Genomic DNA, 21067 nt, shown 5'->3' with positions numbered 1-21067 from the left:
CCATATTTACGGTAGAACTTAAAAACCATCCATGCCGAAGATCCCAAAAACCAAGCAGAAAGTATTTTTACGGTTAGATGCACATCACCGGCTGCTCATTTCATTAGGGGTAAGTGCGATAGTGCTATTCTTTACATGGTCTAACTTTACGGCGCCTACCACGGTGTTAATCACCTGGATAGCATTCGGCCTGTGCGTCATTATTATGGATTGGATCATAATCCTTACCGCTCATCCGGCCGAGATCCGTAAGATAGCCAGTATAGAAGATTCCAGTCGTACATTGATATTTTTATTTGTGATCGTGGCATCGCTGATGAGTTTGCTGGCTATTATGCTCCTGCTGTTATCAACAAAGAACCAATCAGATGCGGTAGTTACAGCAAGGGTTTTGCTGGCTATGGCTTCGGTAATAGTTTCGTGGTGGTTGGTACATACTATATTTACGCTGCGTTATGCCCATATGTACTACGCAACTGATCCTGATGATGATAAAAAATTAAAACACCTCGGCGGCCTCGAATTTCCGGGCGATGAAAAAGAGCCGGATTATCTCGATTTTGTATACTTTTCATTCGTTGTAGGCATGACCTTCCAGGTATCTGACGTAGAGATCTCTGCCCGTTCTATCCGCCGCCTGGCCTGGCTGCACGGGTTGATTTCTTTCGCCTTTAATACGGCTATAGTTGCCTTGAGCATTAATGTGATATCGGGTATGGTATCTAAGTAAAAAGAAAAACGTCATCTCATAAACTTGTATCAAACGAGGGACTGTCAGTCTGAGCTTGTTGAAGACTTGTGCGCAGGGGCCTGCCCACCATGCTTCGACAGGCTCAGCATGACATCTATCCGATTATTCTTACTATTGTAACATTTAACTATCTACGCCCTCCGCACCTTTCAAAATAGTTAAATATTTTGTTACTTGTAACGCCTTTTATTTTAAACATTTATGCACAGAAGAAATTTCCTTAAAACCGGTTCACTGGCTGGCTTAACGATCTCCACTTTAGTGGCGGCTTCCTGCAACCAACCATCTGCCGAAAATAAAGCGGATGATACTGTTGCCGCCGAGAACAGTAAGGACGATATATTTGAGCTGAGCGAAATGACCATTACTGATCTGCAGCAAAAAATGCATAGCAAACAGTTCACTTCCAGGCTCATCACCGAACTGTACCTGAAACGCATAGATCAGATTGATAAAAAAGGCGTTATGCTTAACTCGGTTATTGAGCTTAATAAAGATGCCCTGAACATGGCCGATGCGATGGACAGGGAACGTGGAAGTGGTAAAGTGCGCGGCCCGCTGCACGGTATACCCGTGCTGATCAAAGACAACATCAACACCGGCGATAATATGCACACCACAGCAGGTTCATTAGCTTTAGCTGATAATTTTGCCAAGCAGGATGCATTTATCGTGCATAAGCTTCGTGAGGCAGGGGCGGTGATATTGGGTAAAACCAACTTAAGCGAATGGGCGAACTTTCGTTCAACGCATTCGACAAGTGCCTGGAGCAGCAGGGGAGGGCAAACCAAATGCCCTTATATTTTAGACAGGAACCCCAGCGGCTCAAGCGCCGGTACTGGAACAGCCGTAGCAGCCAATCTTTGCGTTATAGGTATCGGTACCGAGACCAATGGATCTATAGTTTCACCGGCATCGGTTAATGGTTTAGTGGGCATTAAGCCAACAGTTGGCTTGTGGAGCCGATCGGGCATTATCCCTATTTCTAAAACGCAGGATACCGCCGGGCCAATGGCACGTACGGTTAAAGATGCCGTTATATTACTTGGCGCACTTACCGGTTTAGATACGCTTGACCTGGCAACGCTTGGCAGTAAAGACAAAGTTGAGGCAGATTATACTAAATTTTTAGATGTTAATGGCTTACAAGGCAAGCGCCTCGGTATTGAGAAAACAGCGCTTAATGATAACCCGGCTGTTGTTGCATTATTGCAGGATGCTATCAAAACCCTGAAAAGCAAAGGCGCTGAAGTAGTGGAGATAGAGTTGTATAAAGAACTGAAAACCATAAACAACAATGAGTTTAACGTGCTGCTTTATGAATTTAAAGACAGCCTTAACCAATACCTTGGCAACGCCAACAGCAAAATAAAAACGTTGACGGATGTTATTACTTATAATAAACAGAATGAAGCCAAAGCAATGCCTTTTTTTAAACAGGAGATTCTGGAGCAGGCCCAGGCCAAAGGTGATCTGAACAGTAAGGAGTATCTGGATGCTGTAAAACAAACAAATACCGGCACACGCAAGGTTATTGATGACATGCTTGCCAAATATAAGCTTGATGCCATTATTGGTACAACTAATGGCCCTGCGGTATGTATTGACCTGGTGAATGGCGACTATGATAATGGTTTCGGTTTTTCGGGACCGGCGGCTATGGCGGGTTATCCGCACATTACAGTGCCCATGGGCCTGGCACATGGCTTGCCGATTGGGTTGTCGTTTTTTAGCACGGCATATAAGGACGGGGACATCATTAAGTTAGGGTATGCCTATGAACAGGCATCTAAAAAGCGGGTGGCACCACTGTTTAAGCCCGATCTGTTTGCTTAATTTTGTATGATGGAAGCACCGCTCTCTGTTCCGAAGAAGATACTGGCTCGTCAGCATGAAATTACAGCCGACTATTTGAAGGCTATCGATAAACATCTGGACGATGTGCTGAACAACCGCGTATTGGATATGTACGAGATCCGTGATTTTGCCGATGGAATGCATATCCATCCTACACATTTAAGCAATACCATCAAACTGACTACCGGGAAACATCCTTGTTTCTTTTTCGAGGAAAAGATCATGGAAATTGCAAAAGCGATGCTTAAAGATAGCACAGTGAGTGTAGCCGAAATAGCGAGCAGACTTACCTTCGATCCATCAAATTTTACCAAGTTTTTTAAACGTTTTGAGGGAGTAACACCGAAGCAATACCGGGAGCAATGGCTGATGGGGAAGCTGAACCATGATTTTTAGGATTAAAGGATTACAGGATAAATAGTTAGTAGATTGATGTCATTGCGAGGAGCCTGTCGTGGGCTACGAGCGGGAGAGACTACGCGGCAATCGCACGGAAGCACTGTATAATATGTCATTGTACGCTATCGCTCGCAATGACCATTATCAGCTTCTTCTATAACACCCCTTTTATCACTGGCCAAATATTATTAGCTATAATCTTATAGCCCTCTGCATTAGGATGAAGTCTGTCGGGCAGGTTAAGGTTGGCTATCCCGGCAACATCCTGTAAATAAAACGGTACAAAGGCGATATTATTTGTTTCGGCAAGCTTGCGGAAGATGGCTTTAAACTGTGCTGCAAATGCGCCGGGGATAAAAGCGGGGATCTCCATTCCCATCAGGGCAATTTTAACATCGGGATGTTTTTGTTTAACCTTGTCAATTATGGTTTGTAAATTATTGGCCGTAGTTTGAGGCGGAATCCCCCTGATGATATCATTAATTCCCAGTTCCAGCACAAATACAGTTATCGGGCGGTTGATCCAATAGTCCAGCCGATAAAGGCCTCCCGAAGAGGTATCGCCGCTAAGCCCCCCGTTAATAACATGATATGCTAAATTTTCTGAAAGAATCCTTTGCTGGATGAGCGCAGGTAATGATTCGGTTTTGGCATTGTTAAGGCCGTAACCTGCCGTTAGGCTATCGCCAAAAAATAGTATGTTGTGCATAAAGTATAAAGCAGGACAAATTAACGCCTGCTGTTATCTCTGAAATTTTGAGTGCGTACAGCAATTTGTTCCAAAGTAAGTTCGCCATATTTTTTAGCGCGGTCGGCCCAGTCAGGAGCATTGTCAACCAGGTTGTCGATAATTGATTTACCGTCAGGCCCTTTTTTGGTTACGTAATTTATTCCGTAAGCAACTGCAGCACCTATAGCAAGAGTTTTGATAAAGCCCATAATTTATTTTCTTTTATAATATATGACAATGATAATGCCAGTTTGTTACCTGCTTACTAAAAGCTTCTATATTTGAAGTACTTAAACACAATAGCCACGATATGTTTTTTATATTTTCAAAAGTGCTTTCATTTTTAATGAACTTGCTTTTATGGGTATTCGCATTTTTATTGGTAGCCCTTTTTTCAAAGAACGTAAAACGTAAACAAAAATTTTTGCTTACAGGTATTATCGTACTTTATATTTTTTCTAATTCGTTGTTACTTAATATAGTAAGCTGGTGCTGGGATATAAGGGAAACCGATACACCGGTTAGCAAAAAATATACTTGCGCCATAGTACTTGGTGGTTTTAGTTCGGAAGATGGCAGTGGGGGAGGTTTTTTTAATACTGCTGCTGACAGGTTTATCCAAGGGGTACGATTACAGAAAACCGGCCAGGTTAAGTATCTTCTGATGACGGGCGGAAACGGCCTGTTAATGCCAACTGCATTTAGGGAGGCAGATTGGGTAAAAGGGCAACTCAGGGAAATGCAGGTTCCGGATAGCTGTGTAATAACCGAGCCTAAATCACGTAACACAATTGAAAATGCCGCCTTTTCAAAGGTGCTTTTACAGCAGTATAAGCTTAAGGGGCCTTATTTACTGGTTACCTCGGCATTTCATATGCGGCGCTCCATGATGATATTTAAAAAGCAGGGGATTGATGTGATTGCATATCCCTGCAATTTTTCCAGTCGCAGGCTTTCAGTATCCTTCGACGATTTCCTTCCGAATGCTGGCGCTTTGGCCGGCTGGGGATCATATATTAAGGAAGCTATCGGTTATGTGGTAACCCGGTACTTCAAATGATCAGCCGTGTTTAAGATACCTCGTGGAAGGGGTGATATCTGGGTCCGGGTGATTATGTTTATTCCAGTTGGCTATGTCAACCAGTCCGGGTGGAGTTTGATAATGATCGGCGTTAGCGCCGCATCTTACAATAAATTTCCCTTTAGACTGTGCTATAACAGGCCTGCTGCCGCAGATGATGCACGGCTCGCAAAAGATAGCCACCTGGATTTTAATTGGTTTATTCATGATGAAACTAAGGTGCCATCAATTCGCTGAAAATTCAATACCAAGTAGTTGGTATTTTGATAGTATTTACTACTTCTTTTTTCTAACCGGCTGGTGCATCATTAGTTGTTCAATATCTTTTGCAATGGCATCGGGTTCCATAGCAAATTGAAGGTATAAAAATTTTTCGCCCGGTATCACTACATCGGTACCGTCGTCCTTTATTTCCATATTGAGTTTGCGGTAGGTAAAATAGGGTTTCGGCCCTCTGATGGCTGTTAGTACGGCCGTTTCGTCCCAGCTATTGCGGCCAACAGTGTTGTTATCTTTTGCGAGGGCAATCTGAAACGCGTCTTTTACCGGGCTGTTTTGTATCGAGTAATTGTTGATGAGCCGAATTCCGGTCAGGATTTTTTCGCCAATTTCAAAACCGCTAAGCGTTATCGGGGTAGGCCAGTTTTTAAAAACTTCCTGTGCCGAAGCGGCATCCACATTTACATTGTATTCGCTAAAAGTTTTGCCATCGGTACCTATTCCGGTAGCCATGGATACCAGATTTTTTACCTTCTGTTTTACCAGCTGTACACCGGTTAAAGGACTGTATTTATCGGCTCCTGAACCAAGCAGATCGGCCAGGTTGGTGAAAAAGCCAGCCGAAATAATAGTTACACTGCCATCAGCCTGGCTTGCCAGTATCTTGCGGTAAAGTGCTACTGCTTCAGTTGCCTGGCTGTTTGATTTGATATGGTGAGGAAACCCGGCAATGATAGCCTGAGCCCACTTTTGAGGGCAATCTTTATTGGGCTTGTTCTTTTTCACTATACCTATGGGGATATCCGGGCGGCCAAAATAAGCATTGAGCACGCTGATGGTTGGAGCGGTAGTTTCAAAGGCATTGCATGAAATGGTAGCCAGTATTTTAACCTCACCCTTGTCTGCAAAAGCATGCAGCAAAGCCATCGCGCCTACATCGTCGTAATCGCCGGCAATATCTGTGTCGAAAATAACGGGGATAGCGTTATGTTTTTGCGCCTGGGCAATGTTTATTGTAAAAATCAATAACAGGATAGGTAATGCTGATTTGAAATTCATTTTATGCAATTAAATCTAAAAAGATAAAATTTATGTAACTGGTTTATTAATAGGTTATTAGTTATACGAATTTAAGTAAATAAATTCGTATTTATTAAAAAGACCCTTCTAATCGATTTAATTACAAGGGGCGCCATTGAGTAATCAAATCGAGATTGTGCCGCCAATTGCAGCATTTTAAGCTTCGGGCTCTTTCTTTTAGCCTGGGTGCTCAGAAAGCTGGCTCATTAGAGATTTTTAGTCTCTTATCAACATATTGAATTGATTTTCAATTTTAATTTTCTTTGTCTCTAAAATTTGCCTTAAATGCTGCATGTTAACTACTGCTGCTGATAACTCATTTATTTCGACACCATCTACAAGAAACTGCACATGGCCTTGAATAAGCAATATTGAGAACTTGACATTTTTAGTTATGCCGAATGAAAATTTCAAACTGTATTTCGACTTCGAATCTTGATAGGAGAACTTTTCATAATATTTATTTTTATTGAGAGTGGTTAAAATCGGTTTTATTTCCTGTTGCGAGTAGTGCATGGAGATAGATTTTAAACAAGATAGGAATATTAATGTATAAAGTAGTTTTTTTGGAGTTTTCTTGTTAGGATAAAAGACTATATCTTTAAGCAGTTAATTAAATCAGAATTTAATTTTAGAGGTCCCCTGGGCTGCGATGGTTTTCGAGGTTCATTTTTTTAAATTAGTTTATCCCCTCAAGCGATTTATAGGAGCGTTGACTTAACTGATATATAGATGTTTGTAATTAAGAAGTTGTTAATAAATCTCGCATTATTTAATTACTTTGGCAAGTATAAATTTATAACGAAGCACGCTGAATCAAATGACTTATTGCCTGGGAATTAAAGTTAAAGAGGGTTTATTGGCTATTGCTGATACCCGCATAACTTCGGGAACCGATACCACTGTAAAAAAGAAGATCACTATAGAACAAAAAGATCATTTTTCACTGTTTATCATGACCAGCGGCTTGCGCTCGGTACGCGATAAGGCCGTGATCTATTTTAACGAATTATTGGAAACAGCCGAGTTCAATAAAATGTACAAAGCTGTGAATGCCTTTGGCGAACAGGTAAAACGTGCAGCCCAAGAAGATAAAGTTTCCCTTGATGCTGCCGGTTTGAGATTTGACTTAAACACCATCATAGGCGGACAATTACGCGATGACGACGAGCATAAGCTTTTTTTGTTGTACCCGGAAGGAAACTGGGTGGAGTTAGGGCAGGGGGCACCTTACGTGGTTATTGGTAATTCGGGCCATGGCAAGGCTATCCTTAATCGCATCCTTGATGAAAATTCGAGCCTGAAGCTGGCGCTGAAAACGGGTTTTCTTTCGTTCGATTCAACAAGGGTAAGTTCAAATAATGTCGATTTTCCGATAGATGTAGCCGTTTATAAGAAAGACAGCTTCAATATTGTTGAGCAACGTTATAATAAGCAGGACCTGGAGCATATCTCAAGCCAATGGGCCGAAGAACTGAAACTGGCCCTCGATCATATCTCGGAGGATTGGATGGATGCCACATTTAACAAATTAGAAGAAATAAAAACAGAAAGCTGATAACATGAAATTCGATGTGTTTACCCAAATGGAATATGTAGTACGGTCGCCGGGCACATTGATTTTAAATATACATGCTTTACGCAGCCCAAATCAAACAGTAATAAGTGAGGAATTTGCTTTAGAACCCTACATTAAGTTTGAGGAGTTGCAAACCTTGCAGGGCGAAAACCGCTTGGTGCGTTTTGAGGTAACTGCCGATACGCCCAATGTTAAAGTTACTTACAAGGCCACCGTTGATAATTGTTATGAAATAACCGATTTTGGCAACCTGCAGGAAACTCATGTTTCAGAGCTGCCCTCACCGGTGCTGCCATATTTAAATCCAAGCCGTTACTGCCAATCGGATAAGCTATACCGCCTTGCGCACAATATGTTCGGGCATATCACCAACCCCTTTGAGCAGGTAGTTGAATTAACCAACTGGATTCATAAAAACGTCCAATACTTAAGCGGCTCAACCAATTCGCAAACATCGGCTTTTGATACGGTGACTGAACAGGCCGGCGTTTGTCGTGATTTCGCGCACCTGGGCATAGCCCTTTGCCGTGCGCTGACTATACCTGCACGTTACTTTACGGGTTATGCCTATCATCTTAAACCAGCCGATTTTCATGCCTGTTTTGAAGCTTATCTTGGGGGCAAATGGGTGCTTTTTGATGCCACGCGACTGGTGCCTTTGAATGGTCTTATCAAAATAGCTACCGGCCATGACGCTGCGGATTCGGCCATAGCCAATATTTTTGGTGATGTCACCTTTACTACTATGCAGGTAAGTTGTGAGCTTGTCGAAGATGGCTTTGCGCCCTTTTATTATGGCGATAGTGAATTTAAGGGATTATCGTACTTGTAAAAGAATGGCAGGCACTGCTGCCTCAAATAAGACAACAATGGAAAAAGTGACATCTCTCGCCGTCATTGCGAGGTACGAAGCAATCCCAAATTATACAGGGCGGACCTGCCAATCGGGGATTATTAATAATTATAATTGTTTTTTATAGGTATTAATGAGCTCCCTTCGGTCGGTTGTCTTCGTACCTCTCAATGACGATTCTTTATTATTTGTAAATGCATTTTTAGCGCTTCTTTGCTAAACTCTTATCGTTTCCCTTTTTTGCCGGTACTTTTTTACGCTGCTTTACCCCATAAACCCAGTTAGCCGCCAGTACCCCCACACAGATCAGTAATCCGAAAAATTCACGTACTTCTTCAACCCAGGGCTTTTCGGCTTTCATGGTTTGTACAAGGCTTTCGGCGTGGTGATATTCAAACCAGTCGATAAGGCCGTTATTATCAAATATCTTATAAATTGCGTAGCCTGTAAAAGTGATAATGCCAACTGCATAACCAATAGGGTAAAACTCCTTTTTAACCGCCAGGTAACAAAACCAGGCACAATACAGGTAAATGGGCATCCAAAGGTAAGGGTCGGGGTCGTTATATTGTAAACCCGCAAAAATGATAAAAAGTACAACCCATACAATGTTGAAGATCTTCATAAGTAAAAAGCAATTGCAATAATTTACACCGGTTTATCTTGCTTAAATGCAGGTTAAGCAATGCTAAATATAGGGATTTAGTTTGCACTTTTTGAAGTGCGAAAATAGTTTTTGTGCAGCTTGATTGCAGCAAAAAGCAGGCTTAGGAAATACAGGATGAAAAACTATTTGGGAAAATTTGATGTCGCGGGCAGATTCGAACTGCCGTTTAGGGTATTGCGGACCCCCACCTATCCTCTCGGTCACGCGACTTGAAAACTATAAAAAATCACTTAATCAGATCGGTTGTGGGGTGTAGATATAATTATCTCTCTCCTGTTTTGCACAGGAGCAGGAATTAGCACCTTTTACATTATGCGGATGTACAGGTTGCTAAGACGTCTTTGGGCCTTTCCCTCAGTCTTTCTTGATAAGTTAAATTAAAAGAACGTTTTGTCGTTGTTGACAGTGCAAATATAAAAACAAATTATATAATTCCTATAGTTTAAGTAGAATTTTTATTTTTTATTCAGATTGCTATTTTCTTCAGTTATGAATCAAGTTCAAAAAACTGAAATGATCACCATTTAATCTGAAGTAGTCACCATAATTTTAGTTGCTAACTATTGCACCTTTGTATTGTTAAAACATTTAAAAACAACACAATGGGAACAAATAAAATAGCACTTGTAACCGGCGGCAGCCGTGGATTAGGTAAAAACGCCGCCCTGCATCTTGCCAAAAAAGGAATCGACGTAATTGTTACTTACCGCAGTAAAAAAGAAGAAGCAGAAGCTGTTGTTGCAGAAATTGAATCGGCAGGGCAGAAGGCTGCTGCTTTGCAACTGGATACGGGTATTGTATCCACCTTTGATGCTTTTATTACCGACCTAAAAGCGACATTGAATGAAAAATGGGGACGTGAAACTTTTGATTTCCTGATCAATAACGCGGGTATTGATGCCGCATCGCCATTTGCAAAAACTACTGAGGAGGATTTTGATAACCTGTTCAATGTGCACTTTAAAGGTGTTTACTTTTTAACCCAGAAAAGTTTACCCGTAATTGCCGATGGCGGCCGCATCATTAATTTTTCGACCGGACTGGCCCGTTTCTCAACACCGGGATACGCTGCCTACGCCTCAATGAAAGGTGCAATTGAAGTATTCACCAAATATTTGGCAAAAGAATTAGGCAGTCGTGGCATAGCTGCGAATGTTGTGGCCCCCGGTATTATCCAAACCGATTTTACCAAAGCCGCATTCGATTCGCATCCGGGTTTAGAAGAAAGGATGTCACAATCCACCGCTTTGGGCAGGGTAGGTCAGCCCGATGATATTGGCGGTGTAGTAGCTTTTCTCTGCACAGAAGATGCCCGCTGGATCAATGCACAGCGTATTGAAGCTTCGGGTGGGATGTTTTTGTAGATTGATTGTCTGAATCAGAATTTACAGGATTGAAGAATTTTCAGAATCAGGTGATTTGTCTGCAATGCATCCTGTTAATTTAAAAATTCGGTAAATTCTGATTCAGACAATTTCCTATCTTTCGCACAAAAAAGCATTATGGAATTTGGTAGAGTAACTGACGAAGAATTATCAAGGGTTGATTTTACCCTGCCGGCCGATCCGCAGATAACTGTTGATACACTTGCCGCCGCTAAAAATGATATGCCACTTCAGGTACATGTTGGCTGTGCCAAATGGGGACGTAAGGAATGGGTCGGTAAGATCTATCCGCCAAAAACCAAAGACGCTAATTTTTTAGACGAGTACGTAAAGCACTTTGATTGTATAGAGCTTAATGCTACCTTTTACCAGGTTTACGGGCCTGATACCATTGCCAAATGGGGAGCCAAAGCAGATAGCAATCCTGGTTTTAAATTTTGCCCCAAATTTTCGCAGAGCATCAGCCATATTCGCAGGTTAAAAAACGCGGAGGATATTACCACTACTTATTATGAAGGTATTTTAGCCTTCGGCGATAAGCTTGGTCCGCTGTTTTTGCAGTTAAGCGATAATTACACGCCGAAGAGTTTCCCGGAGCTTAAGGCATATCTTGAACAATTACCAAAAGATATCCCTGTATTTGTTGAATTGCGCCATAAAGATTGGTATGCCGTCGCCGAAAACCGCGATAGGGTATTTAACCTTTTCCGTGATTTAAACATTGGTTCGATAATAACCGATGCCAGCGGTCGCCGGGATGTGGTACATATGGCTTTACCTACGCCGCATACTTTTATTCGCTTTGTAGGCAACAGCCTGCACCCAACAGATTACGCCCGCGTTGATGAATGGGTTGAACGGATCAAAAACTGGAAGGATCAGGGCCTAAAATCGGTATGGTTTTTTATGCACCAGCATGATGAACGGTACTCGCCTGAACTGGCCGATTATGTTGTTGAAAAACTAAATGCAGCATTGGGCACACAATTAATGCGCCCCAGGTTTATCCAAAGGGACGATAAACCGACAGCCCAAACCTCACTGTTATTGTAAAGGCTCAGTAGTAGCCGGTGGAATCTTTAAAGCCGGGTTAAAGTTCGGGATCAGTTGTTTCACCTTCTCCGCAGTCGAGTTGTTCATATCCAGGAACGACCAGCTTTTGCCGCCGTCGCCGCTAACTGCCAACAGGTTGCTGTGCATTGCCATCCGGCCTTTGGAGCTTGTCATAACTATAGTTTCGGGCAGCAGGCAGTGAATTTCTTTTCCTGCTTTATAAAATTTGCCCGGCGTGCCTACCGTAATGCTTTCAAAGCTGATACCTGCGGCTTTCATTTGCTGCATAGCAGTACCAATCATGACAGTCATCTTTTCTTTACCACCGGCCATCTGCACCGCTTTTGGATAGGTATAATCAACAATGCCCTTATAATCTCCCTTTGTCATGCTTTGGGCCATTAACGTTGCCTGTTGTTTTACTACTACCGGGTTTTGTGCATGTAATGCCAGCGGAGATAATATGATGATCAGAAGCCTGAATACTTTTTTCATGGAGATGCTTTTAGTTTTTTCTGAGGATGTCATTGGCGAGTTGATCAGTGCCGTCAACCTTGCCATTGTATTTAAGCCCCAATATGCGATTTACTAAATTAAAAACATCAACATTTTTAAAAGATGGTATTTGTTTGCCGCTTGCAAATGCCGGTCCCCAGGCCAGGAAGGTAGCATGCATGTCTTTCACTGTATAGGGATCGTAACCATGCCAGCCGATATTTATTTTTTTGCTGTTCCATAAATTAAAGATCAGCGGGTAATGAGGGATCAGCAAAATATCGCCTATACGGTTGTGCCAATCGTCGGTTTGGCTATAGTGAAGATTGGCGGGTACATTGGTTTTCAGGTACACCTCGTAGTCTTTGGCTTCGGTTTTGAGCTTGTCATAAGTTGACTGGATGGCCGTTTTATCTTTAGCATAAAGCTCAACCAATATCCCATCGCCCGAGATCCTGAATTTGGCAGTATCGATAGCTGCAGGAATACCAATCGGATGTTCACGGTCGACCTTGCTCATACCGTGGTCTGATACAAAAATAAAGTTAACGTCAAGTCCGGTGGTCTTTACGGCCTTGTTTAACTCATTAACTGCCGAATCAACAAAATGTACTTCACGTTCAGTTTCGGGGGCATCGGGGCCAAATAGGTGCCCGGCATGGTCAACCTGCGGAAAGTAAAAAGTGATAAGGTGCGGGCGTTTATCTTCGGGAAGTTTCAGCCAGTTTACCACGGCGCTGATCCGGTCATGAATCGCTATCTTATCGTTATAAACATAGTAATAAGTTGGGTTGATACCTTGTATGGCAGCTTCTGAAGCCACCCAATAAAAACTCGCCGAAAGCATTTTTTGCTGCTCGGCCAATACCCAAAACGGCGAGCCAAAGTACCAGCTGCTGTCGCTCACTTTTTGCTTGTTGCTCATGGAGTAGCTGTCGTGGCGCTCCCTGTCGTAAAATGAGTTATTTACCAGGCCCGAATGTGATGGGTATAAGCCGCTTACTAAAGCATAATGATTAGGGAAAGTTACCGAAGGATATGAGGGAATCATGGATTCAGCCTGTACGCCGCCGCTGCTCAGGGAAAGTAAATACTGCGCGTTATACTTTTTAGCATAATCATACCTGAAACCATCAGCCGAGATCAGGATAACATAGGGCTTTTTTTGCTGGGCTATGCTGTTTTTACGATTGGGGATTATTTTTTGTGTAGTGTCCTGTGCGAAGGCGGCTGTGCCCAATATAAGGCAAATTATAAAAAGACTGTACTTTTTCATGTGGAAACAATGATGCGCGAATGTAGATAAACCGCATTACCTGAATGATAACAGCGGGTAAACTTTGGCCGTTTTTACCATTATCTAATCAAATTTTTACATGTTGCTATAAAAACAGCAATGTGGCTATAAATTACTTTCCTTTTAATTTAAATGCAGATGAAAATCTTGATAGCGCTTTTATTATCAGTTTTGTTTAGCTACCCTGTATCAGCCCAAACACCTGTTGCCCAAAACGGAAAGTTAAGAGTAGAAGACGGTAAATTGGTGAACGAGCACCGTGCTGGCCCGCAGTTGAGGGGGATCAGTCTTTCATGGTCGCTTTGGCAGGGGCGTAAATATTACAATCCTGGTGTAGTAAGCTGGCTGGCAGATGATTTTAAAGCGTCGATCATTCGCGCCTCAATGGGGGTACAGCCCGATAGTGGTTACCTGCAGCAACCCGAAGAGCAAAAGGGACTAATTGTTAATGGGGTTGATCAAGCTATCAGGAGCGGGATCTACGTATTGATAGACTGGCATGATCATCATTCAAATCAGCACGTGAATGAGTCGAAAGAGTTTTTCAGGCAGATGGCTAAAAAGTATGCGGGTGTGCCCAACGTGATTTATGAGATTTGGAACGAACCCGAAAAAACCGATTGGGAAACGGTTAAGGATTATGCCTTGCAGATCATCCCCGTGATCCGCAAATTTGATAAGGATAACATCATTGTAGTTGGCAGCCCCCACTGGGACCAGGACGTTGACATTGCAGCTGCAGATCCGATCAAAGATTACAGCAACATAGCTTATTCTTTCCACTTTTATGCCAGCGATCCATATCATCAGGAGGCATTACGCGCAAAAGCTGATAAAGCCATCGCACTGAAATTACCACTCATCATTACCGAATGGGGAGTTGGCGAAGCCAGCGGTGATGGTGAATTTAACCTGCAAAAGACCCAGACATGGCTCAAATGGATGGAAGACAATAAACTAAGCTGGACTAACTGGAACATAACCGATAAACACGAAACCACCGCCCTGCTGCAACACAACGCCCCCACATACGGCGGCTGGACAGAAGCTAATTTAACTCCCGCGGGGATCTTTATCAGGAATGTGTTGAGGGAGATGAATAAATAAGAGTTATTTAAAAAGAAACGTCATTGCGAGGAACGAAGTAATCCCCTACTCATAGAGCAGCTATGCAAGTGTCCCTGTACAGTTCGCGATTGCTTCGTTCCTCGCAATGACGATGGTTTGTAGGTAGAAGGGCTTATTTCTTCAACGCCTCAGCAATTCCCTTCTCCACCAACGGCCCCATAATCCTGTATCCTTCGACAGTTGGGTGCACACCATCGGCAGCAAGGTTTTTCGGCAGACCTTTGCGCTCATCGGCCATGGCGCTGTGGTAATCTACATAAACCATTTTGTTGGCATGGGCGAAAGCTTTGATCATGGCATTAAGCTGGATCACTTTCTGGGCCGGCTCCATACCAGGACGCCATGGGAAAGCGTGAGCAGGCAATACCGAACACAGCACCACTTTAATATTGGCGGCTTTAGCCAGCAACGCCATTGATTGAATATTACCAAAGATATCTTCAATAGCTATAGGGCCATTGTTTTGAGCAATATCATTAACCCCGGCCAGGATCACTACAGCACCCGGTTTCAGATCGATCACATCTTCGCGGAAACGTACCAGCATTTGAGTGGTGGTTTGTCCGCTGATACCGCGGTCATAATATGGTTTACCGCTCCAAAACGTTGAATCCCTGTTCAGCCAGAAGTCGGTAATGGAATCGCCCATGTAAACTACGCTTTTAGGGTTTGGGGCCGATGCTTTTATTTTATCATTATCAGCCTTGAAACGACCCGTATTTGCCCAGTCTTTATGAAATGCATCTTCCCATTGCTTATGGTAAGCCTCCCATTGCTCAGTTCGTTCTTTAGCCGATTTTAATTGGGGGTTAACAGGTTTTAATAAACCTTGTAATTCCAGCCAATCATTAAAACGGTCTATCCAGGTATCGGTAGGTAAGTTTTGTTTGCGCATCCCGAAGCCATGGCCGCCTTTAACATACATGTGCAGTTCGGCGCTATGTTTTGATGCCAGCCACTTGTTGTAAAGTTCCACGCTGTGTGGTGCAAGGCCAAGCTGGTCATCTGTAGCAGCAGCTATGAACATTGGCGGTGCATCGTCAGAGATTTTTGAAAGCAGTTCGGGTGGTACGTAGGCATAAATAGGAGCATCAAAGTCAGGTTTATTAGCGGCCGTGTAATTAAAAGCAGCTGCGCTGGCCAGCGTTCCACCTGCCGAGAAGCCTATGATCCCTATCCGCTGCGGCGAAACATGATATTCAGCTGCATGTTCGCGCACATAAGTGAGCGCCGCACGTGCATCAGCAATCCCCAGAGGGACTATCGGGGCTACTTGCTTTGGGAAATCTTTTTGGGCCATTTTGGCTATCAGTTCCTTTACCGGGTCGTTGGTTAAACTATGGGCCAGCCGGTATTTCAATACAAAGCAGGTTACGCCCTGTTTGTTGAGCCATTTAGCTACATCGTAACCCTCGCTGTTGATCGAGAGGGTATGGAAGCCGCCACCCGGGCAAATAACCACGGCGGTACCTGTATTAATTGCCGAATCCGGAAGGAAGACACTCAATGATGGATGCGTAACGTTGTAAACCACTTTGGTGTTAAAAGCATTGTTGTCACTTTCGCCTTCGTTCCAGGTCCAGTTTTCGGAGCCAGGGGCTGCGCCGGGGTAAAGCGGGATAACTTTTTGCTGAGCTTGTACGCCAAATGCTGATAATAGGAGTAAGGTACCTATCAGTTTTAATTTCATGGGAGGTTAATTCAGGTTAAATGTTGATATACAAAAATAATAGCATTAAGCTAAGAAACAAGCTGCCTAAACGTTTTAGCAAAGATAAATTACGTAATAGCCACAACATCTGTAACCTCGCTGTAAAATATCTGTTATAAGGTTTAGTGACAGATATTTTCCCTATCTTAAACGTTCCTGATTTATATGATTGCGGCTATTATCCATATTAAAAACCTGCTCCGGATTTTGCCGTTGTTGGTTTTGCTTGGGGCATGCGCCAAACAAAAAAAGATCTTCCAAAGCGATTGCAATGTCTCCAAAGACTATAAAAAGGTTTCATTTACCGAACTCATTAATCATATTGAAAAATACGATAAGCAGTATGTGGAGGTGAGCGGAAAGTACAAGGAAGGGAACGAGCAATCGGCACTTTTTAATGACAGCCTTTTCTCAAGCCATGCATTGCATGATGCTATGTGGGTTGATTTCAGCCAGGATTGCCCGCTTTACCTGCCGGGAACCCATATCGGTTTGTTTACTTATAACGATGGTCAGTTTATCCGAATGAATAAGCGTAAAGTAACCATCAGGGGCGTGGTTGATACAAGCGATAAAGGGCATTTGAAACAATATAGGGGAACTATTGACAGGGTGAGCTTTATTGAATTATGACCTCAATGCCCTCCCCATAAAAACAATGCGATAGCCCGGCGGTTGTAGTTATAAACAACAGTTATGGCTATTAACCCAAATGAGACACCCGATAATGGATTTTTTGATGAATCGGATGATGAGGAAATTATCAAACAAAATCAAATAAAAGGCTCAAACACAGTAAAAGACCCAGACGAATGGACAACCGGCGATGAACCCATGACCGGCGCACAGCATTCCTATCTTAAAACACTATCGGACGAAGCCGGCGAGGAATTTGACGGATCATTAACCAAGGCCGAAGCATCTAAACGGATAGATGAGCTTCAGCATAAAACCGGTCGCGGCTTAAACAATTAAACCTTTAAAACGATACGGAAAGCCTGTTGGTTGCAGCAAAGGTTTTAAGCATGGTAACCGTAGCGTGGTTATTGTCGCCAATGAAATTTTTGGCCGAGGGGCTTAAATAGCCTTCTATTAATTCCAGCACGTCTGCATTTACCGATGCAAAAGCCATAGACCATTTAGGGAAGATCCTTTCTTCAACACTTCCTGTTATCATCAGGATAATGTTGCGATGGCGAAAATCGAGTTCGATAGCTTTGTAGATGGTGTAAAGATCTTCTTTTTCGCCCTCAAGCGCTTGTATAAAGGTGCCTTCACTGTAAAGGAGCATGCCTGTAACATTGTACTTTGCATTTTTTATTCGCGCTGTTTGTAGCAGGTCCAATAATTCCGCATCACTCATTAGCTTTTTAGCGGTGCTTACATAAACAAGATATTCCATGAAATTAGGGTCAATTAGCAGGTTAATATATAAAGATTTATACACAAAACCGATAGATGATTATGTATAAAACCGCTTATAGCTTAGTTAAACAGCGTAAGGGCCGGTGTTAAAAGCCTGTTACTGTCGGCAAAGGTCTTAATCATGGTAACTGTTGGGTGGTTACTATTTTCATCGGTGAAATTTATTTTTACCGGGTTTAAATAACCTTCTATCATTTCAAGTACATCTGCGTTTACTGATGCGAAAGACATCGACCATTTAGAAAAAATTCGCTTGTTAAGCATTCCTGTGATCATCACAATAATATTGCGGTGCCTTAAATCGGTTTGAATGGAATTGTAAACCCTGTGTAAATCTTCTTTTTCACCTTCAAGAGCCTGCATAAAGGTTCCTTCGCTATAAAGAAGCATTCCGGTAATGTTGTTTTCGGTGTTTTTTAACCTTGCTGATTGCAGCAAATCCAATAGTTCATCATCGCTCATTAGCTTTTTAGCGGTGCTAATAAATACAAGATACTCCATATGGAAATAAAATTAGGGGCTGTTTTATTTTCGTAACTACGAAGAAAAAGAGGCGGCGGATTTATGAGTTCGTTAAATTGTTAATTTTAATCCGTCATAAGCCAGTTCAATACCTGCAGGCAGCTCTTTGGATACATCAGCATGTTTGCCCAGTCTGTGACTTATATGCGTAAAATAGGTGGTTTCTGCACCTATGTCATTGGCAAAAACAATAGCCTCTTCAAGCGTAAAGTGGGAGATATGCGTTTCTTTTTGCAAGGCATTTATCACTAATTTCCTGGTGCCTTTTATCTTTTCCTTTTCAGCATCCAGGATTGTTTTGGCATCAGTGATGTAGGTAAAATCCTTAACCCTGAAACCTTTTATGGGCAGCCTGTAATGAAAAACCTCGATAGGAGTGAGCTTAACGTTGCCAATATTAAAGGGATCAAACCCAATGGTATGCATATTTACCTGCGGAACACCCGGGTATCCTGTACCATCAAAAATATAGGGAAATTCACGCGCCAGGGCTTTTTGCACCCGTTCATCTGCATAAATATCCATAGGTACGTTTTGCTTGTAGTTAAACGCGCGGATATCATCCATCCCGGCAACATGATCTTTATGTTCGTGCGTAAAAACTATAGCATCCAGGTGCTGCACGTTAGCACGGAGCATCTGGTACCTGAAATCGGGTCCCGAATCAATGGCAATGACCTTATCTTCAGATTCAATTAGAATTGAACTGCGCAGGCGCTTATCATGCTTATCTGTTGAGAGACAAACCTCGCAGTTACACGCAATAACGGGTACTCCCTGCGATGTTCCGGTTCCTAAAAATGTTATGGTCACAGCTGCAGTTTTGTTTGTTTAATTTCCTGCAAAAACGCGATTTGTTTATCATCAAGCAGCTTGTAATCCACCTCAAGCTCGCGCAATAGCTCAACCAGGGCAAGGATCTTGCTTTCCAGGTTGGAGAAACGGTTCACTACGATCATTTTGCTGCTAAGCAATAGGCAGGCGCCCGTTTTAAAGTTGCCCTTTTCATAACGCACCCTGTAACCGGCTGTTTTTAACAGCATTTCCAGTTTCTCGAGTGTATGGTTAGTTGCGGGAAGCATTAATTTCAAAAGTAGTAAAAACGTGTGTATTTGCAGGGCTTAAATTGGCATTTGCATGTCACATTTGGTAATTAAATTTCTATTTTTAACTACCTTTTATATCCTAAAATTATCCGGATGAAGAACTTACTGCTTACCATTGCCGGTATTGTTTTCGGCATAACCGTTTGTGCCCAGCAAACCAAAACCTATGCCGAAAAGCTTGGCTGGCCAAAAGGTGCACGTGTAATTATTCTGCATGTAGATGATGCAGGTATGTCGCATGAATCAAACGAAGGGGTGGAGAAAGCCATTGGTGATGGCGTAGCCACATCAACCAGTGTGATGATGCCCTGCCCCTGGGTACCAGATTTTGAACATTATATGGATCAACATCCGGGCATTGATGCCGGATTGCATTTGACCCTCACCTCCGAATGGCAAAATTACCGCTGGGGCCCGCTTGCCGGTAAAGCCGCGGTGCCGGGATTGGTGGATAAGGAAGGAGCGTTTTGGCCGATGGTTGCCGCCGTTTATTTTCGGGCCATGCCTGATGAGATCGACAAAGAAATAAGGGCCCAGCTCGACCGTGCGCTGGCTATGGGTTTTGCACCCACGCATCTCGACTCGCATATGGGAACTTTATTTGCCAAGCCTTCCTTTCTTGAGAAATATATTAACCTGGGGGTTGAAAAGAAGATCCCGGTAATGCTGCCCGGAGGCGAAGACCTTTTTTACCGGGCCGAAGCAAAAAACGCTACAATAACACAGCTTAAAAAAGACGGTAAATACACCGAAGGCATGACCATCCCCGAACCTGCAGAACTGAACAAAGTGAGGGAACTTGGCGACCTGGTGTGGAAAGGTGGCTTGCCTGTATTGGATGATCTTGATAATTCAAGCTATGACTGGGTAATGCCCGATATTGAAAAAGCTACCGATAAAGAATTGCAAAAATGGTACACCGACCACTATATCGAAAATTTTGATCGTTTTTCACCCGGGTTAACGATGGTGCTGATGCACTGCACACAGCCCTCTCCGCAGTTTAAGAATATCTGTAACGAAGGCCAAAAACGAAAAGGCGACCTGCTGGCCATGACCGATCCGCGACTAAAAGCTTATTTAAAGCAAAAAGGCTTTATTTTAACCACCTGGAAAGAGGTGATGGAGCGGAGGCTTAAAGCGGGAAATGAGTAAGTTTGTTTTATGGCTGATGATAAACATGTAAAAATACTATTCAGGTTATATAGCACTATTTTAGAAGAGATGACCGTAGAAACCATGTGGGCTAAAGTGGTTAATGAAGAAGAGGGTCTTTATGCCTTGGATAATATCCCTTTTTACCTGCCGATTATTGCAGCGGATGATATTGTATTTGCCGAATATGATGCCGATGAACAAATGCTCACTTACCGCGAAACGAGAGAATATTCCGGTAATTCAACCATTCATGTCATTTTAATGAGCGATACTGCCGACCTTAAAAGTATCGGTAAATTATTCGAGGAATTAGGATGCAACTGGGAGGGAATGGGTGATAAGTATTTTGCTATGGATGTACCTGCTTCGGTTGATTACCGCTTAGTTAAAGCCTGGTTACAGGAATTGAGCGAACCGGAAATTATTGGCTATGCAGAATCGTGTTTATCGGAAGGGCACCAATATTAGCTACATGATTTTACTCAATACACTGAGTAATTTTGCTCAATGTATAGAGTAAAATGAATATCTCTATGTAAGTTTCTGGTTAACAGGTTGTTTATGATGATTT

General features: G+C 42.8%; 25 protein-coding genes and 1 riboswitch. Of the genes, 13 read left to right on the top strand and 12 right to left on the bottom strand.

Features of this window, described 5'->3' with window-relative positions; all coding sequences use genetic code 11:
- Positions 1–31 precede the first annotated feature (31 nt).
- The 3 genes from AC1DUD_RS10210 (at position 32) to AC1DUD_RS10200 (ending at position 3004) form a co-directional block, all read left to right on the top strand.
- Positions 32–730 carry a DUF1345 domain-containing protein gene (locus tag AC1DUD_RS10210; protein ID WP_477374236.1) on the top strand — a complete coding sequence of 233 codons (699 nt, stop codon included), beginning with the start codon at positions 32–34 and terminating at the stop codon, positions 728–730.
- A 222-nt stretch (positions 731–952) separates the two neighbouring features.
- Complete coding sequence (locus tag AC1DUD_RS10205; RefSeq protein WP_477374234.1) at positions 953–2587, top strand: amidase; 1635 nt, start codon at positions 953–955, stop codon at positions 2585–2587.
- Between the two features lie 9 nt (positions 2588–2596).
- Positions 2597–3004, top strand: coding sequence for a helix-turn-helix domain-containing protein (locus AC1DUD_RS10200; protein WP_477374232.1), 408 nt, complete (start codon positions 2597–2599; stop codon positions 3002–3004).
- A gap of 157 nt (positions 3005–3161) precedes the next feature.
- On the opposite strand, the gene AC1DUD_RS10195 is transcribed toward AC1DUD_RS10200, so the two are convergent.
- Positions 3162–3716 (bottom strand): arylesterase, encoded by a 555-nt coding sequence (locus tag AC1DUD_RS10195; RefSeq protein ID WP_477374230.1) that lies wholly within the window; start codon positions 3714–3716, stop codon positions 3162–3164.
- A gap of 20 nt (positions 3717–3736) precedes the next feature.
- Complete coding sequence (locus AC1DUD_RS10190) at positions 3737–3946, bottom strand: YtxH domain-containing protein (protein ID WP_121231199.1); 210 nt, start codon at positions 3944–3946, stop codon at positions 3737–3739.
- Positions 3947–4047: 101 nt separating this feature from the next.
- Between AC1DUD_RS10190 and AC1DUD_RS10185 the strand changes: the two genes are divergently transcribed.
- Positions 4048–4797 (top strand): YdcF family protein, encoded by a 750-nt coding sequence (locus AC1DUD_RS10185; protein ID WP_477374227.1) that lies wholly within the window; start codon positions 4048–4050, stop codon positions 4795–4797.
- On the opposite strand, the gene AC1DUD_RS10180 is transcribed toward AC1DUD_RS10185, so the two are convergent.
- Together AC1DUD_RS10180 and AC1DUD_RS10175 are read right to left on the bottom strand one after the other, a co-directional pair.
- Positions 4798–5025 (bottom strand): hypothetical protein, encoded by a 228-nt coding sequence (locus AC1DUD_RS10180; RefSeq protein WP_477374225.1) that lies wholly within the window; start codon positions 5023–5025, stop codon positions 4798–4800.
- A gap of 69 nt (positions 5026–5094) precedes the next feature.
- Entirely contained in the window at positions 5095–6096 is a 1002-nt protein-coding gene (locus AC1DUD_RS10175) for a nucleoside hydrolase (RefSeq protein WP_477374223.1), read from the bottom strand.
- 841 nt (positions 6097–6937) lie between these two features.
- On the opposite strand from AC1DUD_RS10175, the gene AC1DUD_RS10170 reads away from it, so the two are divergent.
- Together AC1DUD_RS10170 and AC1DUD_RS10165 are read left to right on the top strand one after the other, a co-directional pair.
- A complete protein-coding gene (locus tag AC1DUD_RS10170; RefSeq protein ID WP_477374221.1) occupies positions 6938–7675 on the top strand; it encodes a proteasome-type protease in 738 nt (245 codons plus the stop codon).
- A 4-nt stretch (positions 7676–7679) separates the two neighbouring features.
- Positions 7680–8528, top strand: a complete 849-nt coding sequence (locus tag AC1DUD_RS10165; protein ID WP_477374219.1) for a transglutaminase-like domain-containing protein — start codon at positions 7680–7682, stop codon at positions 8526–8528.
- Between the two features lie 223 nt (positions 8529–8751).
- Here AC1DUD_RS10165 and AC1DUD_RS10160 read toward each other — a convergent pair whose 3' ends face one another.
- Entirely contained in the window at positions 8752–9174 is a 423-nt protein-coding gene (locus tag AC1DUD_RS10160; protein ID WP_477374217.1) for a transmembrane 220 family protein, read from the bottom strand.
- Between the two features lie 301 nt (positions 9175–9475).
- Positions 9476–9590: riboswitch (SAM riboswitch) on the bottom strand.
- Positions 9591–9818: 228 nt separating this feature from the next.
- Here AC1DUD_RS10160 and AC1DUD_RS10155 point away from each other — a divergent pair.
- Positions 9819–10580: an SDR family NAD(P)-dependent oxidoreductase gene (locus AC1DUD_RS10155; RefSeq protein WP_477374215.1), complete on the top strand. Its 762-nt coding sequence runs from the start codon at positions 9819–9821 to the stop codon at positions 10578–10580.
- Between the two features lie 138 nt (positions 10581–10718).
- Positions 10719–11654 carry a DUF72 domain-containing protein gene (locus AC1DUD_RS10150; RefSeq protein WP_477374213.1) on the top strand — a complete coding sequence of 312 codons (936 nt, stop codon included), beginning with the start codon at positions 10719–10721 and terminating at the stop codon, positions 11652–11654.
- Here the strand turns inward: AC1DUD_RS10150 and AC1DUD_RS10145 are convergent.
- Positions 11646–12149 carry a hypothetical protein gene (locus tag AC1DUD_RS10145; protein ID WP_477374211.1) on the bottom strand — a complete coding sequence of 168 codons (504 nt, stop codon included), beginning with the start codon at positions 12147–12149 and terminating at the stop codon, positions 11646–11648. The two genes, AC1DUD_RS10150 and AC1DUD_RS10145, sit on opposite strands and share 9 nt — an antisense overlap.
- Before the next feature lie 10 nt (positions 12150–12159).
- Complete coding sequence (locus tag AC1DUD_RS10140) at positions 12160–13425, bottom strand: alkaline phosphatase family protein (RefSeq protein ID WP_477374209.1); 1266 nt, start codon at positions 13423–13425, stop codon at positions 12160–12162.
- Between the two features lie 159 nt (positions 13426–13584).
- Here AC1DUD_RS10140 and AC1DUD_RS10135 point away from each other — a divergent pair, with 159 nt between their 5' ends.
- The gene (locus AC1DUD_RS10135) at positions 13585–14553 is read left to right on the top strand and encodes a glycoside hydrolase family 5 protein (RefSeq protein ID WP_477374207.1); all 969 of its coding nucleotides are present in this window, start codon (positions 13585–13587) and stop codon (positions 14551–14553) included.
- Positions 14554–14686: 133 nt separating this feature from the next.
- Here AC1DUD_RS10135 and AC1DUD_RS10130 read toward each other — a convergent pair whose 3' ends face one another.
- Positions 14687–16264, bottom strand: a complete 1578-nt coding sequence (locus AC1DUD_RS10130) for a GDSL-type esterase/lipase family protein (RefSeq protein WP_477374205.1) — start codon at positions 16262–16264, stop codon at positions 14687–14689.
- A 186-nt stretch (positions 16265–16450) separates the two neighbouring features.
- On the opposite strand from AC1DUD_RS10130, the gene AC1DUD_RS10125 reads away from it, so the two are divergent.
- A complete protein-coding gene (locus tag AC1DUD_RS10125) occupies positions 16451–16918 on the top strand; it encodes a hypothetical protein (RefSeq protein WP_477374203.1) in 468 nt (155 codons plus the stop codon).
- Positions 16919–16981: 63 nt separating this feature from the next.
- Positions 16982–17260: a DUF3072 domain-containing protein gene (locus AC1DUD_RS10120; RefSeq protein WP_477374201.1), complete on the top strand. Its 279-nt coding sequence runs from the start codon at positions 16982–16984 to the stop codon at positions 17258–17260.
- Positions 17261–17264: 4 nt separating this feature from the next.
- Here the strand turns inward: AC1DUD_RS10120 and AC1DUD_RS10115 are convergent, their stop codons facing one another.
- The 4 genes from AC1DUD_RS10115 to AC1DUD_RS10100 form a co-directional block, all read right to left on the bottom strand.
- Positions 17265–17687 carry a BLUF domain-containing protein gene (locus tag AC1DUD_RS10115; protein WP_330861024.1) on the bottom strand — a complete coding sequence of 141 codons (423 nt, stop codon included), beginning with the start codon at positions 17685–17687 and terminating at the stop codon, positions 17265–17267.
- 83 nt (positions 17688–17770) lie between these two features.
- Positions 17771–18211: a BLUF domain-containing protein gene (locus tag AC1DUD_RS10110; protein WP_477374198.1), complete on the bottom strand. Its 441-nt coding sequence runs from the start codon at positions 18209–18211 to the stop codon at positions 17771–17773.
- 72 nt (positions 18212–18283) lie between these two features.
- Entirely contained in the window at positions 18284–19045 is a 762-nt protein-coding gene (locus AC1DUD_RS10105) for an MBL fold metallo-hydrolase (RefSeq protein ID WP_477374196.1), read from the bottom strand.
- Positions 19042–19314: a hypothetical protein gene (locus AC1DUD_RS10100; RefSeq protein WP_477374194.1), complete on the bottom strand. Its 273-nt coding sequence runs from the start codon at positions 19312–19314 to the stop codon at positions 19042–19044. The genes AC1DUD_RS10105 and AC1DUD_RS10100 overlap by 4 nt, the downstream gene beginning before the upstream one ends.
- A 117-nt stretch (positions 19315–19431) precedes the next feature.
- Here AC1DUD_RS10100 and AC1DUD_RS10095 point away from each other — a divergent pair, with 117 nt between their 5' ends.
- Together AC1DUD_RS10095 and AC1DUD_RS10090 are read left to right on the top strand one after the other, a co-directional pair.
- Positions 19432–20493, top strand: coding sequence for a polysaccharide deacetylase family protein (locus AC1DUD_RS10095; protein ID WP_477374192.1), 1062 nt, complete (start codon positions 19432–19434; stop codon positions 20491–20493).
- Positions 20494–20502: 9 nt separating this feature from the next.
- Entirely contained in the window at positions 20503–20964 is a 462-nt protein-coding gene (locus AC1DUD_RS10090) for a DUF4265 domain-containing protein (RefSeq protein ID WP_477374190.1), read from the top strand.
- The last annotated feature ends 103 nt before the right edge of the window (positions 20965–21067 follow it).

Source organism: Mucilaginibacter sp. P4_A11 (assembly GCF_056402535.1).
The sequence above is the reverse complement of the archived record's forward strand: the minus strand, read 5'-3'. Positions and strand labels throughout refer to the sequence as shown.

Coding starts and splice junctions, on each gene's coding strand:
- AC1DUD_RS10210 (WP_477374236.1), top strand. CDS start 32: ATGCCGAAGATCCCAAAAACCAAGCAGAAAGTATTTTTACGGTTAGAT.
- AC1DUD_RS10205 (WP_477374234.1), top strand. CDS start 953: ATGCACAGAAGAAATTTCCTTAAAACCGGTTCACTGGCTGGCTTAACG.
- AC1DUD_RS10200 (WP_477374232.1), top strand. CDS start 2,597: ATGGAAGCACCGCTCTCTGTTCCGAAGAAGATACTGGCTCGTCAGCAT.
- AC1DUD_RS10195 (WP_477374230.1), bottom strand. CDS start 3,716: ATGCACAACATACTATTTTTTGGCGATAGCCTAACGGCAGGTTACGGC.
- AC1DUD_RS10190 (WP_121231199.1), bottom strand. CDS start 3,946: ATGGGCTTTATCAAAACTCTTGCTATAGGTGCTGCAGTTGCTTACGGA.
- AC1DUD_RS10185 (WP_477374227.1), top strand. CDS start 4,048: ATGTTTTTTATATTTTCAAAAGTGCTTTCATTTTTAATGAACTTGCTT.
- AC1DUD_RS10180 (WP_477374225.1), bottom strand. CDS start 5,025: ATGAATAAACCAATTAAAATCCAGGTGGCTATCTTTTGCGAGCCGTGC.
- AC1DUD_RS10175 (WP_477374223.1), bottom strand. CDS start 6,096: ATGAATTTCAAATCAGCATTACCTATCCTGTTATTGATTTTTACAATA.
- AC1DUD_RS10170 (WP_477374221.1), top strand. CDS start 6,938: ATGACTTATTGCCTGGGAATTAAAGTTAAAGAGGGTTTATTGGCTATT.
- AC1DUD_RS10165 (WP_477374219.1), top strand. CDS start 7,680: ATGAAATTCGATGTGTTTACCCAAATGGAATATGTAGTACGGTCGCCG.
- AC1DUD_RS10160 (WP_477374217.1), bottom strand. CDS start 9,174: ATGAAGATCTTCAACATTGTATGGGTTGTACTTTTTATCATTTTTGCG.
- AC1DUD_RS10155 (WP_477374215.1), top strand. CDS start 9,819: ATGGGAACAAATAAAATAGCACTTGTAACCGGCGGCAGCCGTGGATTA.
- AC1DUD_RS10150 (WP_477374213.1), top strand. CDS start 10,719: ATGGAATTTGGTAGAGTAACTGACGAAGAATTATCAAGGGTTGATTTT.
- AC1DUD_RS10145 (WP_477374211.1), bottom strand. CDS start 12,149: ATGAAAAAAGTATTCAGGCTTCTGATCATCATATTATCTCCGCTGGCA.
- AC1DUD_RS10140 (WP_477374209.1), bottom strand. CDS start 13,425: ATGAAAAAGTACAGTCTTTTTATAATTTGCCTTATATTGGGCACAGCC.
- AC1DUD_RS10135 (WP_477374207.1), top strand. CDS start 13,585: ATGAAAATCTTGATAGCGCTTTTATTATCAGTTTTGTTTAGCTACCCT.
- AC1DUD_RS10130 (WP_477374205.1), bottom strand. CDS start 16,264: ATGAAATTAAAACTGATAGGTACCTTACTCCTATTATCAGCATTTGGC.
- AC1DUD_RS10125 (WP_477374203.1), top strand. CDS start 16,451: ATGATTGCGGCTATTATCCATATTAAAAACCTGCTCCGGATTTTGCCG.
- AC1DUD_RS10120 (WP_477374201.1), top strand. CDS start 16,982: ATGGCTATTAACCCAAATGAGACACCCGATAATGGATTTTTTGATGAA.
- AC1DUD_RS10115 (WP_330861024.1), bottom strand. CDS start 17,687: ATGGAATATCTTGTTTATGTAAGCACCGCTAAAAAGCTAATGAGTGAT.
- AC1DUD_RS10110 (WP_477374198.1), bottom strand. CDS start 18,211: ATGGAGTATCTTGTATTTATTAGCACCGCTAAAAAGCTAATGAGCGAT.
- AC1DUD_RS10100 (WP_477374194.1), bottom strand. CDS start 19,314: ATGCTTCCCGCAACTAACCATACACTCGAGAAACTGGAAATGCTGTTA.
- AC1DUD_RS10095 (WP_477374192.1), top strand. CDS start 19,432: ATGAAGAACTTACTGCTTACCATTGCCGGTATTGTTTTCGGCATAACC.
- AC1DUD_RS10090 (WP_477374190.1), top strand. CDS start 20,503: ATGGCTGATGATAAACATGTAAAAATACTATTCAGGTTATATAGCACT.